We start from the raw sequence: 13,780 nt of genomic DNA on the forward strand, positions 1-13,780 counted from the left end.
ATCTACGTTGCAGCAAGGCCTCTTCTCAAGCCTAGGACGCTTGCCCGAAGCAACCGTCATCCTGTGGGAGACCCGACTTGCCGGTGTTGGCCCGGCCACACGGCCGAGGATCCCGGCGCGGACGGCGGCGGAGGCTCGGAGCAGCCATGCCGCCGCCCCCGCACCCAGCACCCCGGCCCCCGCACGCTGGGCCCCGGAGTCCGGCCGCCGCCCGGTAAGGCAAAATGGTGGGGTGCCCCAGTCTGATTTTTCCTTCCGCGTCGGCAGCCGCCTGTCCGACACCTCCAGCCCCTCACCCGCCCAAGTGGAGGACAACGGGGGCGAATTCCAGGGCCGCACCGGAACCATCACCACCCCGCACGGGGAGATCCAGACCCCGGCCTTCATCGCCGTCGGCACCAAAGCCACGGTCAAGGCCGTGCTCCCCGAGTCGATGAAGGAGCTCGGCGCCCAGGCGCTGCTGGCCAACGCGTACCACCTGTACCTGCAGCCCGGGGCGGCGGTGCTCGATGCCGCCGGCGGGCTGGGCAGGTTCATGAACTGGGACGGACCCACCTTCACCGATTCCGGCGGCTTCCAGGTGATGAGCCTGGGCTCCGGGTTCAAGAAGGTCATCAGCATGGACGCGGCCGCGGCCGGCAGCGGCTCCGATGACCGGGTGGCGCCGGGCAAGGAACGCCTGGCCCACGTGGACGACGACGGCGTCTGGTTCAAGTCGCATCTCAACGGCGACAAGCACCGCTTCACGCCGGAAATCTCCATGCAGGTGCAGCACCAGCTGGGGGCCGACATCATGTTCGCCTTCGACGAGCTGACCACGCTGATGAACTCGCGCGGCTACCAGGAGGAGTCGCTGGAACGCACGCGGCGGTGGGCCGAGCGGTGCGTCACCGAGCACGAGCGGCTCACCGAGGAACGCTCCCACCGGCCGTACCAGGCGCTCTTCGGGGTGATTCAGGGCGCCCAGTACGAAGACCTGCGGCGCAAGGCCTGCCGCGACCTCGGAGCAATGAACTTCGACGGCTTCGGCATCGGCGGCGCGCTGGAGAAGGAAAACCTGGGCACGATCGTGCGCTGGTGCACCGAGGAGCTGCCCGAGGACAAGCCCCGGCATCTGCTGGGCATTTCCGAACCCGACGACATCTTCACCGCGATAGAAAACGGTGCTGACACCTTCGACTGTGTCTCCCCCACCCGGGTGGCGCGCAACTCCGCGTTCTACACGCCCGACGGGCGCAAGAACCTGTCCAACCGGCGGTTCAAGTTGGACTTCACTCCCTTGGTGGACGGCTGCGACTGCTACACGTGCGCGAACTACACGCGCGCCTACATCCACCACCTGTACAAGGCCAACGAGATGGTCAGCCACACGCTGATTTCCATCCACAACGAGCGCTTCACCGTGAAGCTGGTCGACGATGCCCGGCTGGCAATCGACAGCGGTTCCTTCTTTGATTTCAAGGCCGAGGTGCTGGGCCGCTACTACGCCTGATCTGCCCGGACGTGCCCGGGACAGGGCCCCGGCAGGCCCGGGGCTGGGACAGGTCCCGGCACGCGGAAGGCCGCCGTCGTTTCCGTGAGAACGACGGCGGCCTTCCGCGTCTGGGCGCGCGCCTGTGTCAGGCAGCCAACGCCACGTCGGCCAGCTCCGTACTCGGAGCCAGGATCCTCAGCCGGCAGTCGGCCTGCCCGGGATCGGCATGGGCGGGCAGTGCTCCGGCCTCCGCGCACTCTTGCAGGCATGCCAGGACTGCCCCGTCCACGGAGGCGTTTTGCAGGTCAATGGTTATCTGGAGTCCCGCGGCCAGCGAGTTCGCCCGCTTGGCCAATGAGTAGACGGCCAAAACGTTCCGCTCGTCGACGCGCCCGCGCACCTCGATGTGCGCGGCTGAACACTCCAAGTCGACCCGGACCGTGACCTTGAGTTTGCCACTCATCGGGCCGCAGCCTTCGGCGCCGTGGAACTTCGGAGTGCGCCGGTGGAGGCCCGGCGCCGACGACGGTCGGCCTTGCCCTCCAGGGCCCATGACTTGTGGAACCGGCTCCGCTGTTCCTGCGGTACCAGCCGGAGGAATACGGGGTGGTTGAACACTTGCTGCCTGGCTTCCTGGCAGAACGGCAGCACCCGGAGCCGGCGGCGGTGCGCTTCAACGAGTGCCCGGCGCACCAAGTCGCCGGCGAGGCCCAGTCCGCGGTGCCAGCGGTCTTCGTCAATCTGGAGGAGCCACATCTCGCCGTCTTGGATCTTGTACTGCAGCGACGCCGCCACTTCCCCGTCCACATAGGCGTCGAAGCGTGATGCGTCGTAGTTGTTGCGTATTACCTGCATGCCTCTCCTCACTTAGCGTCTCCAACCGAAGGTGCGGTCGTGACGCGACCGGCTCCCTGGCTGGGAACCACAGACCCGGCGGTGCCGGCCTGAACGGTAATCATGCTTACGATGTAAGCAAAGCATGCTTATTATCAATCTGCAAAGTGGCGCAGCTAAATTGCTTCACCGCGGAGGGAATGAAGCACGACGCCGGAAGCGCGGCAGCGGCAAGGTGCGGGCCGTGTCCGCGATCAGGTCAGCTGACTGTCCAGGCGCTCAAGGAGCCAATCCAGCGAAGCTTCGAATTCCTGCTTGGCGCGGTCCTGGGACAGCAGGCCCTGCAGTTTCTGCAGCAGCGGATAGTCGGTCAGGTCGGTTTGTCCGGGCGGCGGTGGCGTACCCTCCTCGACCGGCCCTATGTCGGCACCGAGCGCAGCCACCTCCAGCAGCAAGTGGCCAATGAGGAAACTGCTGAAGGCCCGGTAGGCCTCCACGGCCTGTTCGTTGCTGAACCCCGCGCCGGTCATGGCCTTGAGGAACGATTCCACCCACTTCAGGCTGCGCAGGGGCGGCTGCACCCAGGGGGCCTCGGTCGGGCGCGTGGCAATCAGCGGGAACACCTGCGGATGCTGAACGGCAAGCCGGCGCAGCCCGTGGGCAAGCCGCAGCAGGTAGTCCTGCCACCCGTGGCGGGGTTCCACATACACTTCCGGGTCCCTGTACAGCTCGTCGACCACTATCTCCACGATGCCGTCGAGCAGGTGCTCCCGCGACGGGACGTAGCGGTAGAGCGACATGGCCTCGACATCCAGCTCCGCACCGAGGCGCCGCATACTCAGTTGACGGACCCCGTGCTGCTCAATGAACGCTGCGCCAGCCTCCAGGATCCGCTGTCGATCCAGTCGCTGCCTGTCGTGGCCGCCGTGGCCCGCATCAGCCGCCGAAGATTGTTCGGGTTCGACCATTGACCGCTCCCTCCTGCATTCGCGCCCCAGCCTACGCGCCGGGCTTCACTGTGTCCTCCCGGCCGCCGGCCCGAGCCCCTGGGCGGGCCGGATAATTCGGTACCGGAAGTACCTGATTTTCCGCGGTAACCCGCGGTTTTGCCGCCGTTGGCCGAAGTATGAAAAGTTTTGGGCAGGAGACGCCGGAAAATCGGCGGCGGGACTCGATTCCCAAGGCCTTACATTGTAAGCTGGGCCTTCCGGGGCCCCGGACTCCGCATCACCGATGCTGACATGCCCTGCGGGCGGGATTCGTCCCTCGGCAAGATAGGAAGTAGAGCAATGGATGAGCACTTGAAACAGGTCTGGACCGCCTCGGCCGCGGTAGAAACGCTGCAGGGCGAAATGGATCAGGCTGAGACGGTTCTGGACTCTGCCATCGACGAAGCGCTCAAGGCCGGGGCTGCCCCGGAGGAGATCGGCGGAGCAGCGAACTTGTCTCCGACGGAGCTCAGTGAACGCGTCCCGGCGCTCGCCGCCGAGGATCAGCCTGCGGAAGAAGACGGCGCACCCGTGTAGGACGGTTCGCGTTTCTTCACCCGTCCGATGACGGCGGAAGTGACGGGAACGAAGAGGAATTCCACCGCTGTCTTGTAGATGAAGCCGACGGCCACGTAGTTAACGAACGTGGGAACATCGCCGATGCCGATCACCGAGGCGGCGATGGAACAAAAAATCAGCGTGTCCGCGAATTCGCCGACACCGGTCGAACCCATCAGGCGCGCCCACAGCCGGCGTTCACCCCAGCGCTCCTTCATGCGCACCAGCACCCAGGAGTTCAGCGTCTGGCCCACGAGGAAGCCCAAAAGGCTGGCCAGCACGATCAGCGGCACCGGGCCGAGCGCACCTTCCAGAGCCTCTTGTTTCATCTGCCCGAACTCGTCGTCAAAGCCGGGCAGCGCGATGATCACCCAGTAGCACAGCGAGGCGAAGACCGATAGCGCGAAGGTGGTGAGGATGGCTTTCCGCGCCACCTTGAAGCCGTAGACCTCGCTGATCACGTCGCCCAGAATGTACGCCAGCGGGAACAGGAAAAATCCGCCGTCGGTGACGATGGGACCCAGCGCAACGCCCTTGGAAGCGCCGATGTTGGACAGGATCAGGACCACGGCCATGACGGCAAGCATGATGCCGAAGTAGGGGCTGCCGATCGAGGCAAAACGGGCAGGCGCGCGGGATTGCAGTTCAGTCATGGTGGTGTTCACCCTCGTAGTAGTGGTTCGCGCAACGTTTCGCACCTCCCGGTGACTTGGTGAAACGTCCGCTGTATTAGCACTAGTGGTCCGTCTGCCACCCGGACCGCCAACCATTCTCCCATGCGCGCGGGGCTTTTCTGCACGAGCCTGTTCCCCTGGCGCATTCTCCCGCGCCTGCGCCGCCCGGCTGCTCCACGGCCGCCGCCGTCCTATTCTGGCTGTATGAGCGAGGACCCCGAACCCGACGACTTCGAGGACAACAACCCGCGCCACCGGGTGACGTTCGGGTTCGCGGCCTTCGTGGTCGGATTCCTCGTGGCCGTCTCCGTGTTCGCGCTGGGCGCCCTGCTGCTCACCCTGGCCGGTGGTCCGCTGAGTTGGCACCAATTCGCCTCGGCGGCACTCCTGGCGCTGGTCGTCGGGTTGTACGCCGGCGGCGTCGGCCTGGTCATCGGCGCGCCCATCGCCTTCGTGCTGGGCATGTTGCTCCGGCCGGTGGCCAACCAATGGCTGCACGTGCTGGCGTTCTTCGCGGTCATGACGGCGGCTTCGTTCCTGATCCTGGTCTCGCTCTCCAGCGGCGACCCGCTAGGAACGCTGGAACTGGCGGCACTGATCGGGTTGGCCGCGGCGATCGGCCGGTTCAGCGTGTGGCGGATGGTGGACATCCGCTGAGCCGGCGCGAACCCAAGGGCGTCCCCCTGCTCCCCGTCAGCGCCCCGCTGGTTCACCCCGGCGGTGAGCGCCGCCGTCGTTATTAGGAGCCTGAGGGCGTGTCAGTGGAAAATGGGCGCATGTCTGTTTCCACTACCGAAACCAAGCGGCCCGCCATCACGCTGACCATCGCCGGCTCCGAAGCCACCGGAGGCGCGGGAGCTCAGGCGGACCTGAAGACCTTCCAGGCTTTAGGTACCTACGGCATCACCGCCCTGACCTGCATCGTGTCCTTCAATCCCAAGGACAACTGGAACCACCGCTTCGTCCCGGTGGACGCCGGCGTCATCGCCGATCAGTTGGAGGCCATCCAAACCTGTTATGAAGGGTCGCTGAAAACGGTAAAGCTGGGCATGCTCGGCTCGCCCGCGACCATCGACACCGTCGCGGCGGCACTGCAGAACCAGGAATGGGACAACATCGTGCTGGACCCGGTACTCATCTGCAAGGGGCAGGAACCCGGCCACGCGCTCGACACGGACCAGGCACTAAAGGCGCAGGTGCTGCCGCTGGCCACCTTCGTCACCCCGAACCACTTCGAAGCCGAGTCCCTCTCCGGGATCACGATCACCGACGTCGAGGACCTGAAACGGGCCGCCAAAATCATCCACGAGGCCTCTGGCGCCGCGGTGCTGGCCAAGGGCGGGGTGCGCCTGGCCGGCCCGGACGCGGTGGACGTCTTCTACGACGGCGAGACGCTCGAAGTGCTGTCCGCGCCGAAGGTCGGCGAAGTGGCCGTCTCCGGCGCCGGCTGCTCCCTGGCCGCCGCGGTGACGGCCGAACTGGCCAAGGGCGCCACCCCGCTGCAGGCGGCCAAAACGGCGAAGGACTTCGTCACCGAGGGCATCAAGGCCCGGGTTTCCTCCAACGCCCCGTTCGACGCACTCTGGCAGGGCGGCGCCGCGCTGTCCTGACCTGCGCGCCCCGGCGAGCGCCCCGTTTCCGGGCCAGGTGGCCTTCTTAAAAGCCGACGGCGGCGCCCTCCCCGGGAAGCCCGCAAGCCTCCGGTGGGTGGGCACCGCCGTCGTCAGCGGTTGACGGAGTCAGACCGTCTGGACGGCGATCTCCGCGTCCAGGCGGGGCAGCCGCGGGAACCAGGGGTTCTCGCCCGGGGTGCCGACGTTGACCACCATGAAGGTGCGGTGGGAGGTACCGGCGTTGAAGTCCTCGTCGATGCCAGCGGCGTCGAACGCGCCCATCGGGCCGGCGTGCAGGCCCACGGCGCGGATGGCCATGATGAAGTAGCCGGCCTGCAGCCACGCGTTGTTCTTGGCGACCTCTGCACGCATTTCGGCGTTGTCGTCGAACATTGCCTTGCGCTCGGGAGCGTGCGGGAAGAACGTCTCAAAGTGCTCGTGCCAGTCGGCGTCGTAGCTGAGCACTGCGACCATCGGAGCCGTCAGCGTCTTGGCGCGGTTGCCTTCCGCCATGCGGGCGCCCAGCTTTTCGCGGGCCTCGGCGGAGCGGACCCAGGTGATGCGCAGCGGCTGGTTGTTCATCATGGTCGGGCCCATCTTGGCCAGCTCATAGATGGCCGCGAGCTGCTCGTCCGAGACCGGCTCGGTGGAGAAGGTGTTCGCGGTGCGGGCTTCCAGGAACAGCTGGTTCGCGGCCTCGCGGTCCACGGACAGCTCGTTCTCCAGGCTGACGTCAACGGTTTCGACGCTCATGTGACTCCTTAGTTGAGGGATGGGTCTACAGGGTTGAACACCGCCTCTCCACGCCGGAATTTCCTGCCTGCCTGTGAGGTTCGTTACGTCTCCGGCCCCCTGGGCCGCGGCATGGCATGCCGACACGCCTGGATGGTGGCCGCCTGCGGGAGCTCATGCCCCGTTCCGTGCGCCCTTGTTGCATCGGCAAGACCGCAGCCCACCACTAGGGTGGAGCGAAACAGGAAGGCGGCATTCGTTGGTTAAGACCATGCAGGCCATGACCTACTCCCGTTACGGCGGGCCGGAGGTGCTGGAGCAGTCGGAGGTTTCGCGGCCGAAGGTGGCACCGGGTTCGGTGCTCATCCGGGTCAAGGCAGCCAGCGTGAACCCGGTGGACTGGAAGGTGATGTCCGGCGGACTGGACTCGATGCTGGACGTCCACTTCCCGGTGATCCCCGGCTGGGACGTGGCCGGGGTCGTCGAGGAAGTAGGACCGGATACCCCCGAATTCACGCCCGGCGACGAGGTCTATGCCTACGGCCGCCGGGACACCGTAAGCGGCGGCACGTACGCGGAGCTCGTGGCGCTGCCGGTATCCATGGTGGCGCGCAAGCCGGAATCGCTGAGCTGGGAGCAAGCAGCCGGCCTGCCGCTTGCAGGCATGGTGGCGCAACGGACCCTGAACGCCTTGGCCCCCGCAACCGGCGAGACGCTCCTGATCCACAACGGTTCCGGCGGGGTCGGTCGAATTGCCATCCAGCTCGCCGTCGAGCGCGGCCTCCGGGTCATCGCCACCGCCTCGAAGCAACACCACCAACGGCTCCGGGACCTGGGGGCCGAGCCAGTGGAATACGGGGACGGGCTGGTGCACCGCGTGCGCGGGCTCGCCCCGCAGGGCGCGGACGCCGTCGCGGACTTCGTGGGAGGCGTCCTGGAGGACACATTGGCCGTGCTGCGCAACGGCGGACGGCACGCGTCGATCGCCGATCCGACCGCGGCAAAACGCGGCGGCCACTATATCTGGGTACGTCCCGACGGTACCGAGCTCGCGCGGCTGAGCGAACTGGCCGACGCCGGCAAGCTCACCGTGGACATTGCTCGCACGTTTTCGATGGACCAGGCCGCGGACGCGATGCGCTACAGCCAGGAAGGCCATGCCTCCGGCAAGATCGTGCTGACAACGTTCGCGGGACACGCCGGCTAAAGGGCAACGCCGAATAAGGGGTCACGCCGTAGAAGGCGGCGCGGCCACGACACGGACGCCTGGACCCCTCACGACGACGGGCCCGCCTGCAGCGGTTAAGCTGCGGGCGGGCCCGTCGGCGCAGTCGGCGCAGTCAGTCCTTCTGCGACGCCCGGCCCTGCGGCGCCAGCTCGGCCAGCAGTTCCTTGAGCCGCGCGTCCGTCAGGTACGTCATGCCGGTGAGGACGTCGGTGATCCGGCGTCGGTCTTCGGGCCTGAACCGCGTGCTGTCCAGCATGTCGGAGACCCACAGCCCGTCCATCGCCAGCCTGACGATGATCCCGATGATGCCAACGGGCTCGCGCGGGTCAAGATCCTGCCGATCCAGCCGCTGGTTCAGGTAGACCAGCGATTCGGCCAGGTTCGGTTGCCGTATCGCCGTGGACAGCAACGCCGTCTGGTTGCGGTCGTTGTTGGCCTGGGCGTCGGAAAACGCCGCGATGTAGGCGCGCTCCTCGGCGCCCAGCGGCTCCGGATCGGCGTCGGCACGCTCGCCCAGCTCGTGCACCAATTCCATGATGATCGCCTCGACGTCGCGCTCGACCTCGTCGATCGGCGCCCCAGGTTCGAACATGTTGCCCTCCCGTAGTTCCCGGCGGGTTTGCCGCCTTGGCCAGTCTATCCACCGCGGCGCGGCGCTGCCGCCCCTCGGTTTTGTCCGCCGCTCCTGCCCGGCTCCGCCCACATCGTAGTCAACTATTACGACGCCGAAGCCCGTCTTACGTGCCGCGCGTCACCCCGTCACGCGCCGCGGATAGTCTGTACAGGCAACTAATCAACTCCCGCGGGGAAGGAGCAGCGTGGCCACCACCAGCGCCGTCCGGCCGCGGGCCGACGCGGCATGGATCGTCGTCGTTCTCGCCGGCGTTACAGCCGCGATGCACATCTGGAAGCTGCCTTCCGCCATTCCCGTCATCCAGGACGAGCTCGGCATGTCCCTGGTGCAGGCCGGAGTGCTGCTGGGAGTGGTGCAGGTGGCCGGCATGGTCGGCGGCCTGGCGGTATCCCTGCTCGCGGAGATGATCGGCGCGCGCCGCTGCCTGCTCGCCGGCCTCTGGCTGCTCATCATCGGATCGGTCATCGGGGGCTTCGCCGACTCGGCCGCCCTGCTGATGGCCTGCCGGGCCCTCGAAGGCGCGGGCTTCCTGCTGACCACGGTGGTGGCGCCCGGGCTGATCCGGGCGAACACTCCCGGCGTCCGGGTCAACCTGGCGGTCGGCTTCTGGAGCGCGTACCAGGGCTTCGCGACCTTCGCCGGCCTGGTGGCCAGCGCGCTCATCCTGCAGGCCACAAGCTGGCACACGTGGTGGTGGATCATGGCCGCCCTGACGCTCATACCGATCCCGCTGGTGCTGAAGTTCGTGCCGCAGGACCCGGCGCGCGGCCGGTCCGGCCTGCCTGCGGCCACCCGTCGCATCGGCCGCACCGTCCGGTCCGGCAAGCCGTGGATCGCCGGCGTGGTGTTCGCCTGCTACACCGTCCAGTGGATGGCCGTCGTCGGCTTCCTGCCCACCATCTACGAGCAGAACGGGGTCACCGGCATCTGGCCGGGCATCCTGTCCGCGGTGGTGGGCGGCCTCAACGCGTTGGGGGCCATCGGTACCGCTCCCCTGCTGCAGCGCGGCGTCCCTCCGCGTCTGCTGATCATCCCCACCTTCATCCTGATGGGCACGACGACGGTGCTCACCTTCGGCATCGACTGGACCGTGGCGCCGGGCGGCATGGCCATCCAGTTCGCCTGTGTGGCGCTGTTTTCCATGGTGGGCGCGGTGATCCCGTCCACCCTCACCCGCATGGCCGTGGACCTGGCGCCGGCGGACGGGTCGCCCCCGGCCGCCATGGGATTGATGCAGCAGATCTTCAACGTCGGCAACTTCACCGGCCCGGCCATCGTCGCCTGGCTGGCCACGGTCACCGGCGGCTGGCAGTCCACCTGGTGGATGACCTGCACGTTCGCGGCCCTTGGCATCGGCCTGAGCCTGTACTTGAGCGAGAAACGCCTCGGGCTCAGCTTCGCCCACCGGTAAGGTCCGCGGCCGGCGGCCGGGCAGCGGGGTCCGGGCAGCGGGGTCCGGGCAGCGGGGTCCGGGCAGCGGGGTCCGGGCTGCGGGGCCGGGTTACGGGGGCCGGCGTGGACCTCGGGTCCGGGGGCTTCGCTCCCAGGTATCGGACTATCTGCCCATCTTTGGCGACCGGTAAAGCGCGCTGACTAGGCAAAACGCCAGGAGCCGCCGCCTATACGTGGGAGCGAGGAACGCCGGGGGCGCGAATCCCAGCCATTCCCAGCGAAGTCCAGTGGGCCGCCTTCGAACCCCTGCCACCCTTGCCACCCGACGCAGAATTCGCCCTGCGGTGGCGCACCGCCGTCGGACTCTTGCCCTCGCCCCTGCCGAGGAGGAAGCTGGAATCACGGCAAGCGGCCATCCCCTTTTCCACAGGAGTGATCAGTCATGACCGATGCGGCCCAGTCCCCGGACCAGCCCCTGACCAACCGCCAGGGCCACAAGGTCTACGACAACCAGAACACGCGAACCGTCGGCGCCCGCGGCCCGGCGACTCTGGAAAACTACCAGTTCCTGGAGAAGATGAGCCACTTCGACCGCGAGCGCGTGCCCGAACGCGTGGTGCATGCGCGCGGCATCACCGCCTTCGGCTACTTCGAGGCCTACGGCAAGTGGGGGGACGAGCCGATCTCCAAGTTCACCCGCGCCAAGCTGTTCCAGGAAGCGGGCAAGCGCACCGACCTCGCCATCCGCTTTTCCACCGTGGCCGGCGGCCGTGATTCCTCGGAGGTAGCCCGAGACCCGCGCGGGTTTGCCGTGAAGTTCTATACCGAGGACGGCAACTGGGACATGGTGGGCAACAACCTGGGCGTGTTCTTCATCCGCGACGCGCTCAAGTTCCCCGACTTCATCCACTCCCAGAAGCCGGACCCGGTGAACTTCGAGGCGTCGGTGCCGAACCGGGCAATGGACTTCTTCAGCCAGTCCCCCGAATCCATGCACATGGTCATGTTGGTCTTCAGCCCCCGCGGCATCCCTGCGGACTACCGGCACATGCAGGGCTTCGGCGTGAACACCTACAAGTGGGTCAACGCTGCCGGCGAGACGGTGCTGGTGAAGTACCACTGGATGCCCAAGCAGGGCGTGAAGTCGCTGACCGCCGAGGACGCCGCGAACGTGCAGGCGCAGACCCTCGGCTCACACACCAAGGACCTGTACGACGCCATCGAAGCCGGTAATTACCCCGAGTGGGAGCTCGTGGTGCAGATGATGTCCGACGACGAGCATCCCGAACTCGACTTCGACCCGTTGGACGACACCAAGGTCTGGCCCGAGGAACAGTTCCCTCCCCAGCCGGTCGGCCGGATGGTGCTGGACCGCACCGCCCAGAACTTCTTCGCCGAGAGCGAGCAGATTGCGTTCGGCACCGGCGTGCTGGTGGACGGCCTGGACTTCTCCGACGACAAGATGCTGGTGGGCCGCACGTTCTCCTACAGCGACACCCAGCGGCACCGGGTAGGCCCGAACTACCTGCAGCTGCCGGTCAACAGCCCGAAGGTGCCGGTGGCCACCAACCAGCGGGACGGCCAGTTGACCCACTTTGTGGACACCGTGCCGGGCCAGAACCCGCATGTGAACTACGAGCCCACCATCACCGGCGGACTGCAGGAGGCGGAGAAGGATTCCGGCTACCACCACGCCATCGGGCCGGAGATCAGCGGCCGGCTGACCCGGGAACGGATCGAGCGGACCAACGACTATCTGCAGGCCGGCCAGCGGTTCTACCTGCAAGAGGGCTGGGAGCGCGAGGACCTGATCACCAACCTGACCAACGCCTTGTCCCAGTGCGACAGACCCGTTCAGGAACGCATGCTCTGGCACCTCTACATGATCGCGGACGAGCTCGGCGCGGGCGTGGGCGGCGGCATCGGCATCTCGCTGGACGAGGTGAAGGACCTTGGGCCGCTGGCCAGCCAGAACCTCTCCGAAGCGGAGCAGCAGTGGATGGCCAACCTCGGCAAGAACGGGCCGCGGGACGTCTCCGGGCTGACCATGACGCACTGCGTGCCCAACGAACGCGTAAAAGTGGAGCGGTAGCCTTCACCCCGCAACTGCAGCATCAGGCGGCCGTTGACCTGCGGCGATGTTTGAGGCAACTTCCGAATCCCGCACGGATTCCCGGGCGGCCACCACCGCACCGGCCCTCGCCAAGCCGTGGCATCCGCGGTAGCGTCTGTGCATGCGAGTCGCGGTGGTCGGAGCCAGCGGAAACGTCGGTACAGCAGTGCTGCGCCGGCTGCAGAAGGCGCGGGGCGAACGTGCTGACGACGTGGAAATCGTCGGCATTGCGCGGCGCGTGCCCGATGCCACGACGGAACCGTACGACGGCGTCACGTGGGTGTCAGTGGACATCGCCTCCCGTGATGCCCGGGAAAGGCTCACCCAGGCTTTCAAGGGATGCGACGCCGTCGTCCATCTCGCGTGGCTTCTGCAGCCGAACCACGATGAATGGCAGTTGCGCCGGGTGAACGTGGACGGCACCTCGAACGTGCTTGCCGCTGCCACCAGCGCCGGCGTCGGGCAAGTGGTCTGCGCATCGTCGCTCGGCGCGTACAGCCCGGGTCCGAAGCACTCCCGTGTCCGCGAGGATTGGCCGGCCAGAGGCATCGCCAGCTCGCACTACAGCCGGTTCAAGGGCCAGCAGGAAGCGCTGTTGGACCGGTTCGCCGACGACCACCCGGAAATCAAGGTGGCACGGCTGCGGCCCGGCCTGATATTCCAAGCCGAGGCAGGCAGCCAGATCGGCCGCTACTTTGTGGGCCGGTGGATCCCCAAGTTCTTCATCAATCGGCTGCGGCTGCCGCTGTTCCCGTTTCCCGAGGAGTGCATCTTCCAGGCATTGCATGCCAATGACGTGGCGGACGCCTATTGGCGGGTGCTGGACCAGGGCGCGAGGGGCGCCTTCAACGTTGCGGCCGAGCCGGTGGTAACGCCCGGCCTCGTCGCCTCCCTGTTCGGCGCCCGGCGCTGGCTGCCCGTTCCCGTGCCGCTGGTGCGACAGTTGGTCGGCGCCGCGTGGTCCGTCCGGCTGCTGGCCAGCGACCCCGGCTGGGTGGACATGGCCCGCTACGCTCCGGTCATGGACACCAGCCGGGCCAGGGACGAACTCGGCTGGGTGCCGCAGGTGGATTCGTTGTCGGCGATCCGTGAAGTCCTGGCGGGAATGGCCAAGGCCGGAGGGGTTACGGAATCCCCCGCGATGCGCCCGCGCAGCCGCTGGACCCGTGCGAAGCCGAGGACCGGCGCGTAGTGTGGCCCCATGGGCATGCCGCGCGATGAGCGCAATGCCCGGTCTGATCCCACAGGACGACCCGCTCGAGAAGGAGAACCTGATGAATCCGAATGAGAATCCGCGCCCGGAACACCCGGACGACCTGAATGAAGAAGATCCGAGCCAGCCCGCCGGCGCAGGTGGCCTCGACGACGGCGACGACAAGGAAGCCGACGAGGCCCACATCCCGGTCCACGGCGACGAGAAGGTCGCCGACGACTTGGTCAAGAAAGCGTACGGAGAGGACGCACCCAACGCGCCTTTCCCCGGCTGACCTGGCAACGCCCACCAACGGTCTACCTAGCACCGCCCACCAACCGTCTACT

Annotated in this window: 15 protein-coding genes; 9 read left to right on the top strand and 6 right to left on the bottom strand. The window is 67.1% G+C overall.

The window, feature by feature from the left end; all coding sequences use genetic code 11:
- The first annotated feature begins 232 nt into the window (after positions 1-232).
- Entirely contained in the window at positions 233-1,492 is a 1,260-nt protein-coding gene (gene tgt, locus AC5RV3_RS10270) for a tRNA guanosine(34) transglycosylase Tgt (RefSeq protein WP_494111828.1), read from the top strand.
- A 127-nt stretch (positions 1,493-1,619) separates the two neighbouring features.
- Here tgt and AC5RV3_RS10275 read toward each other — a convergent pair whose 3' ends face one another.
- The 3 genes from AC5RV3_RS10275 to AC5RV3_RS10285 form a co-directional block, all read right to left on the bottom strand.
- Positions 1,620-1,937, bottom strand: coding sequence for a hypothetical protein (locus AC5RV3_RS10275; RefSeq protein WP_494122033.1), 318 nt, complete (start codon positions 1,935-1,937; stop codon positions 1,620-1,622).
- A complete protein-coding gene (locus AC5RV3_RS10280) occupies positions 1,934-2,329 on the bottom strand; it encodes a GNAT family N-acetyltransferase (RefSeq protein ID WP_494122034.1) in 396 nt (131 codons plus the stop codon). Before AC5RV3_RS10280 ends, AC5RV3_RS10275 begins: the two co-directional genes overlap by 4 nt.
- Before the next feature lie 233 nt (positions 2,330-2,562).
- Complete coding sequence (locus AC5RV3_RS10285) at positions 2,563-3,276, bottom strand: TetR/AcrR family transcriptional regulator (protein ID WP_494111825.1); 714 nt, start codon at positions 3,274-3,276, stop codon at positions 2,563-2,565.
- 321 nt (positions 3,277-3,597) lie between these two features.
- Here AC5RV3_RS10285 and AC5RV3_RS10290 point away from each other — a divergent pair, with 321 nt between their 5' ends.
- Positions 3,598-3,834, top strand: a complete 237-nt coding sequence (locus tag AC5RV3_RS10290) for a hypothetical protein (RefSeq protein WP_493988754.1) — start codon at positions 3,598-3,600, stop codon at positions 3,832-3,834.
- Here the strand turns inward: AC5RV3_RS10290 and AC5RV3_RS10295 are convergent.
- Entirely contained in the window at positions 3,801-4,508 is a 708-nt protein-coding gene (locus AC5RV3_RS10295) for a queuosine precursor transporter (protein WP_494106736.1), read from the bottom strand. The genes AC5RV3_RS10290 and AC5RV3_RS10295 overlap by 34 nt on opposite strands.
- A gap of 225 nt (positions 4,509-4,733) precedes the next feature.
- Between AC5RV3_RS10295 and AC5RV3_RS10300 the strand changes: the two genes are divergently transcribed.
- Both AC5RV3_RS10300 and thiD read left to right on the top strand, forming a co-directional pair.
- A complete protein-coding gene (locus AC5RV3_RS10300) occupies positions 4,734-5,186 on the top strand; it encodes a hypothetical protein (RefSeq protein WP_494111822.1) in 453 nt (150 codons plus the stop codon).
- Positions 5,187-5,305: 119 nt separating this feature from the next.
- Positions 5,306-6,139 (top strand): bifunctional hydroxymethylpyrimidine kinase/phosphomethylpyrimidine kinase, encoded by an 834-nt coding sequence (thiD, locus tag AC5RV3_RS10305; RefSeq protein WP_494122035.1) that lies wholly within the window; start codon positions 5,306-5,308, stop codon positions 6,137-6,139.
- A 129-nt stretch (positions 6,140-6,268) separates the two neighbouring features.
- On the opposite strand, the gene AC5RV3_RS10310 is transcribed toward thiD, so the two are convergent.
- A complete protein-coding gene (locus tag AC5RV3_RS10310; RefSeq protein ID WP_494122036.1) occupies positions 6,269-6,895 on the bottom strand; it encodes a malonic semialdehyde reductase in 627 nt (208 codons plus the stop codon).
- Positions 6,896-7,145: 250 nt separating this feature from the next.
- Between AC5RV3_RS10310 and AC5RV3_RS10315 the strand changes: the two genes are divergently transcribed.
- A complete protein-coding gene (locus tag AC5RV3_RS10315) occupies positions 7,146-8,081 on the top strand; it encodes an NADP-dependent oxidoreductase (RefSeq protein WP_494122037.1) in 936 nt (311 codons plus the stop codon).
- Positions 8,082-8,214: 133 nt separating this feature from the next.
- Here the strand turns inward: AC5RV3_RS10315 and AC5RV3_RS10320 are convergent, their stop codons facing one another.
- Complete coding sequence (locus AC5RV3_RS10320; RefSeq protein WP_494111819.1) at positions 8,215-8,694, bottom strand: TetR family transcriptional regulator; 480 nt, start codon at positions 8,692-8,694, stop codon at positions 8,215-8,217.
- Between the two features lie 226 nt (positions 8,695-8,920).
- Here AC5RV3_RS10320 and AC5RV3_RS10325 point away from each other — a divergent pair, with 226 nt between their 5' ends.
- The 4 genes from AC5RV3_RS10325 (at position 8,921) to AC5RV3_RS10340 (ending at position 13,728) form a co-directional block, all read left to right on the top strand.
- Positions 8,921-10,147, top strand: a complete 1,227-nt coding sequence (locus tag AC5RV3_RS10325) for an MFS transporter (RefSeq protein WP_494122038.1) — start codon at positions 8,921-8,923, stop codon at positions 10,145-10,147.
- A 423-nt stretch (positions 10,148-10,570) separates the two neighbouring features.
- A complete protein-coding gene (locus AC5RV3_RS10330; RefSeq protein ID WP_494122039.1) occupies positions 10,571-12,220 on the top strand; it encodes a catalase in 1,650 nt (549 codons plus the stop codon).
- Positions 12,221-12,362: 142 nt separating this feature from the next.
- The gene (locus AC5RV3_RS10335; protein WP_494122040.1) at positions 12,363-13,433 is read left to right on the top strand and encodes an NAD-dependent epimerase/dehydratase family protein; all 1,071 of its coding nucleotides are present in this window, start codon (positions 12,363-12,365) and stop codon (positions 13,431-13,433) included.
- Positions 13,434-13,515: 82 nt separating this feature from the next.
- Positions 13,516-13,728 carry a hypothetical protein gene (locus tag AC5RV3_RS10340; protein WP_494122041.1) on the top strand — a complete coding sequence of 71 codons (213 nt, stop codon included), beginning with the start codon at positions 13,516-13,518 and terminating at the stop codon, positions 13,726-13,728.
- The last annotated feature ends 52 nt before the right edge of the window (positions 13,729-13,780 follow it).

The organism is Arthrobacter sp. Y3221114 (genome assembly GCF_059092625.1).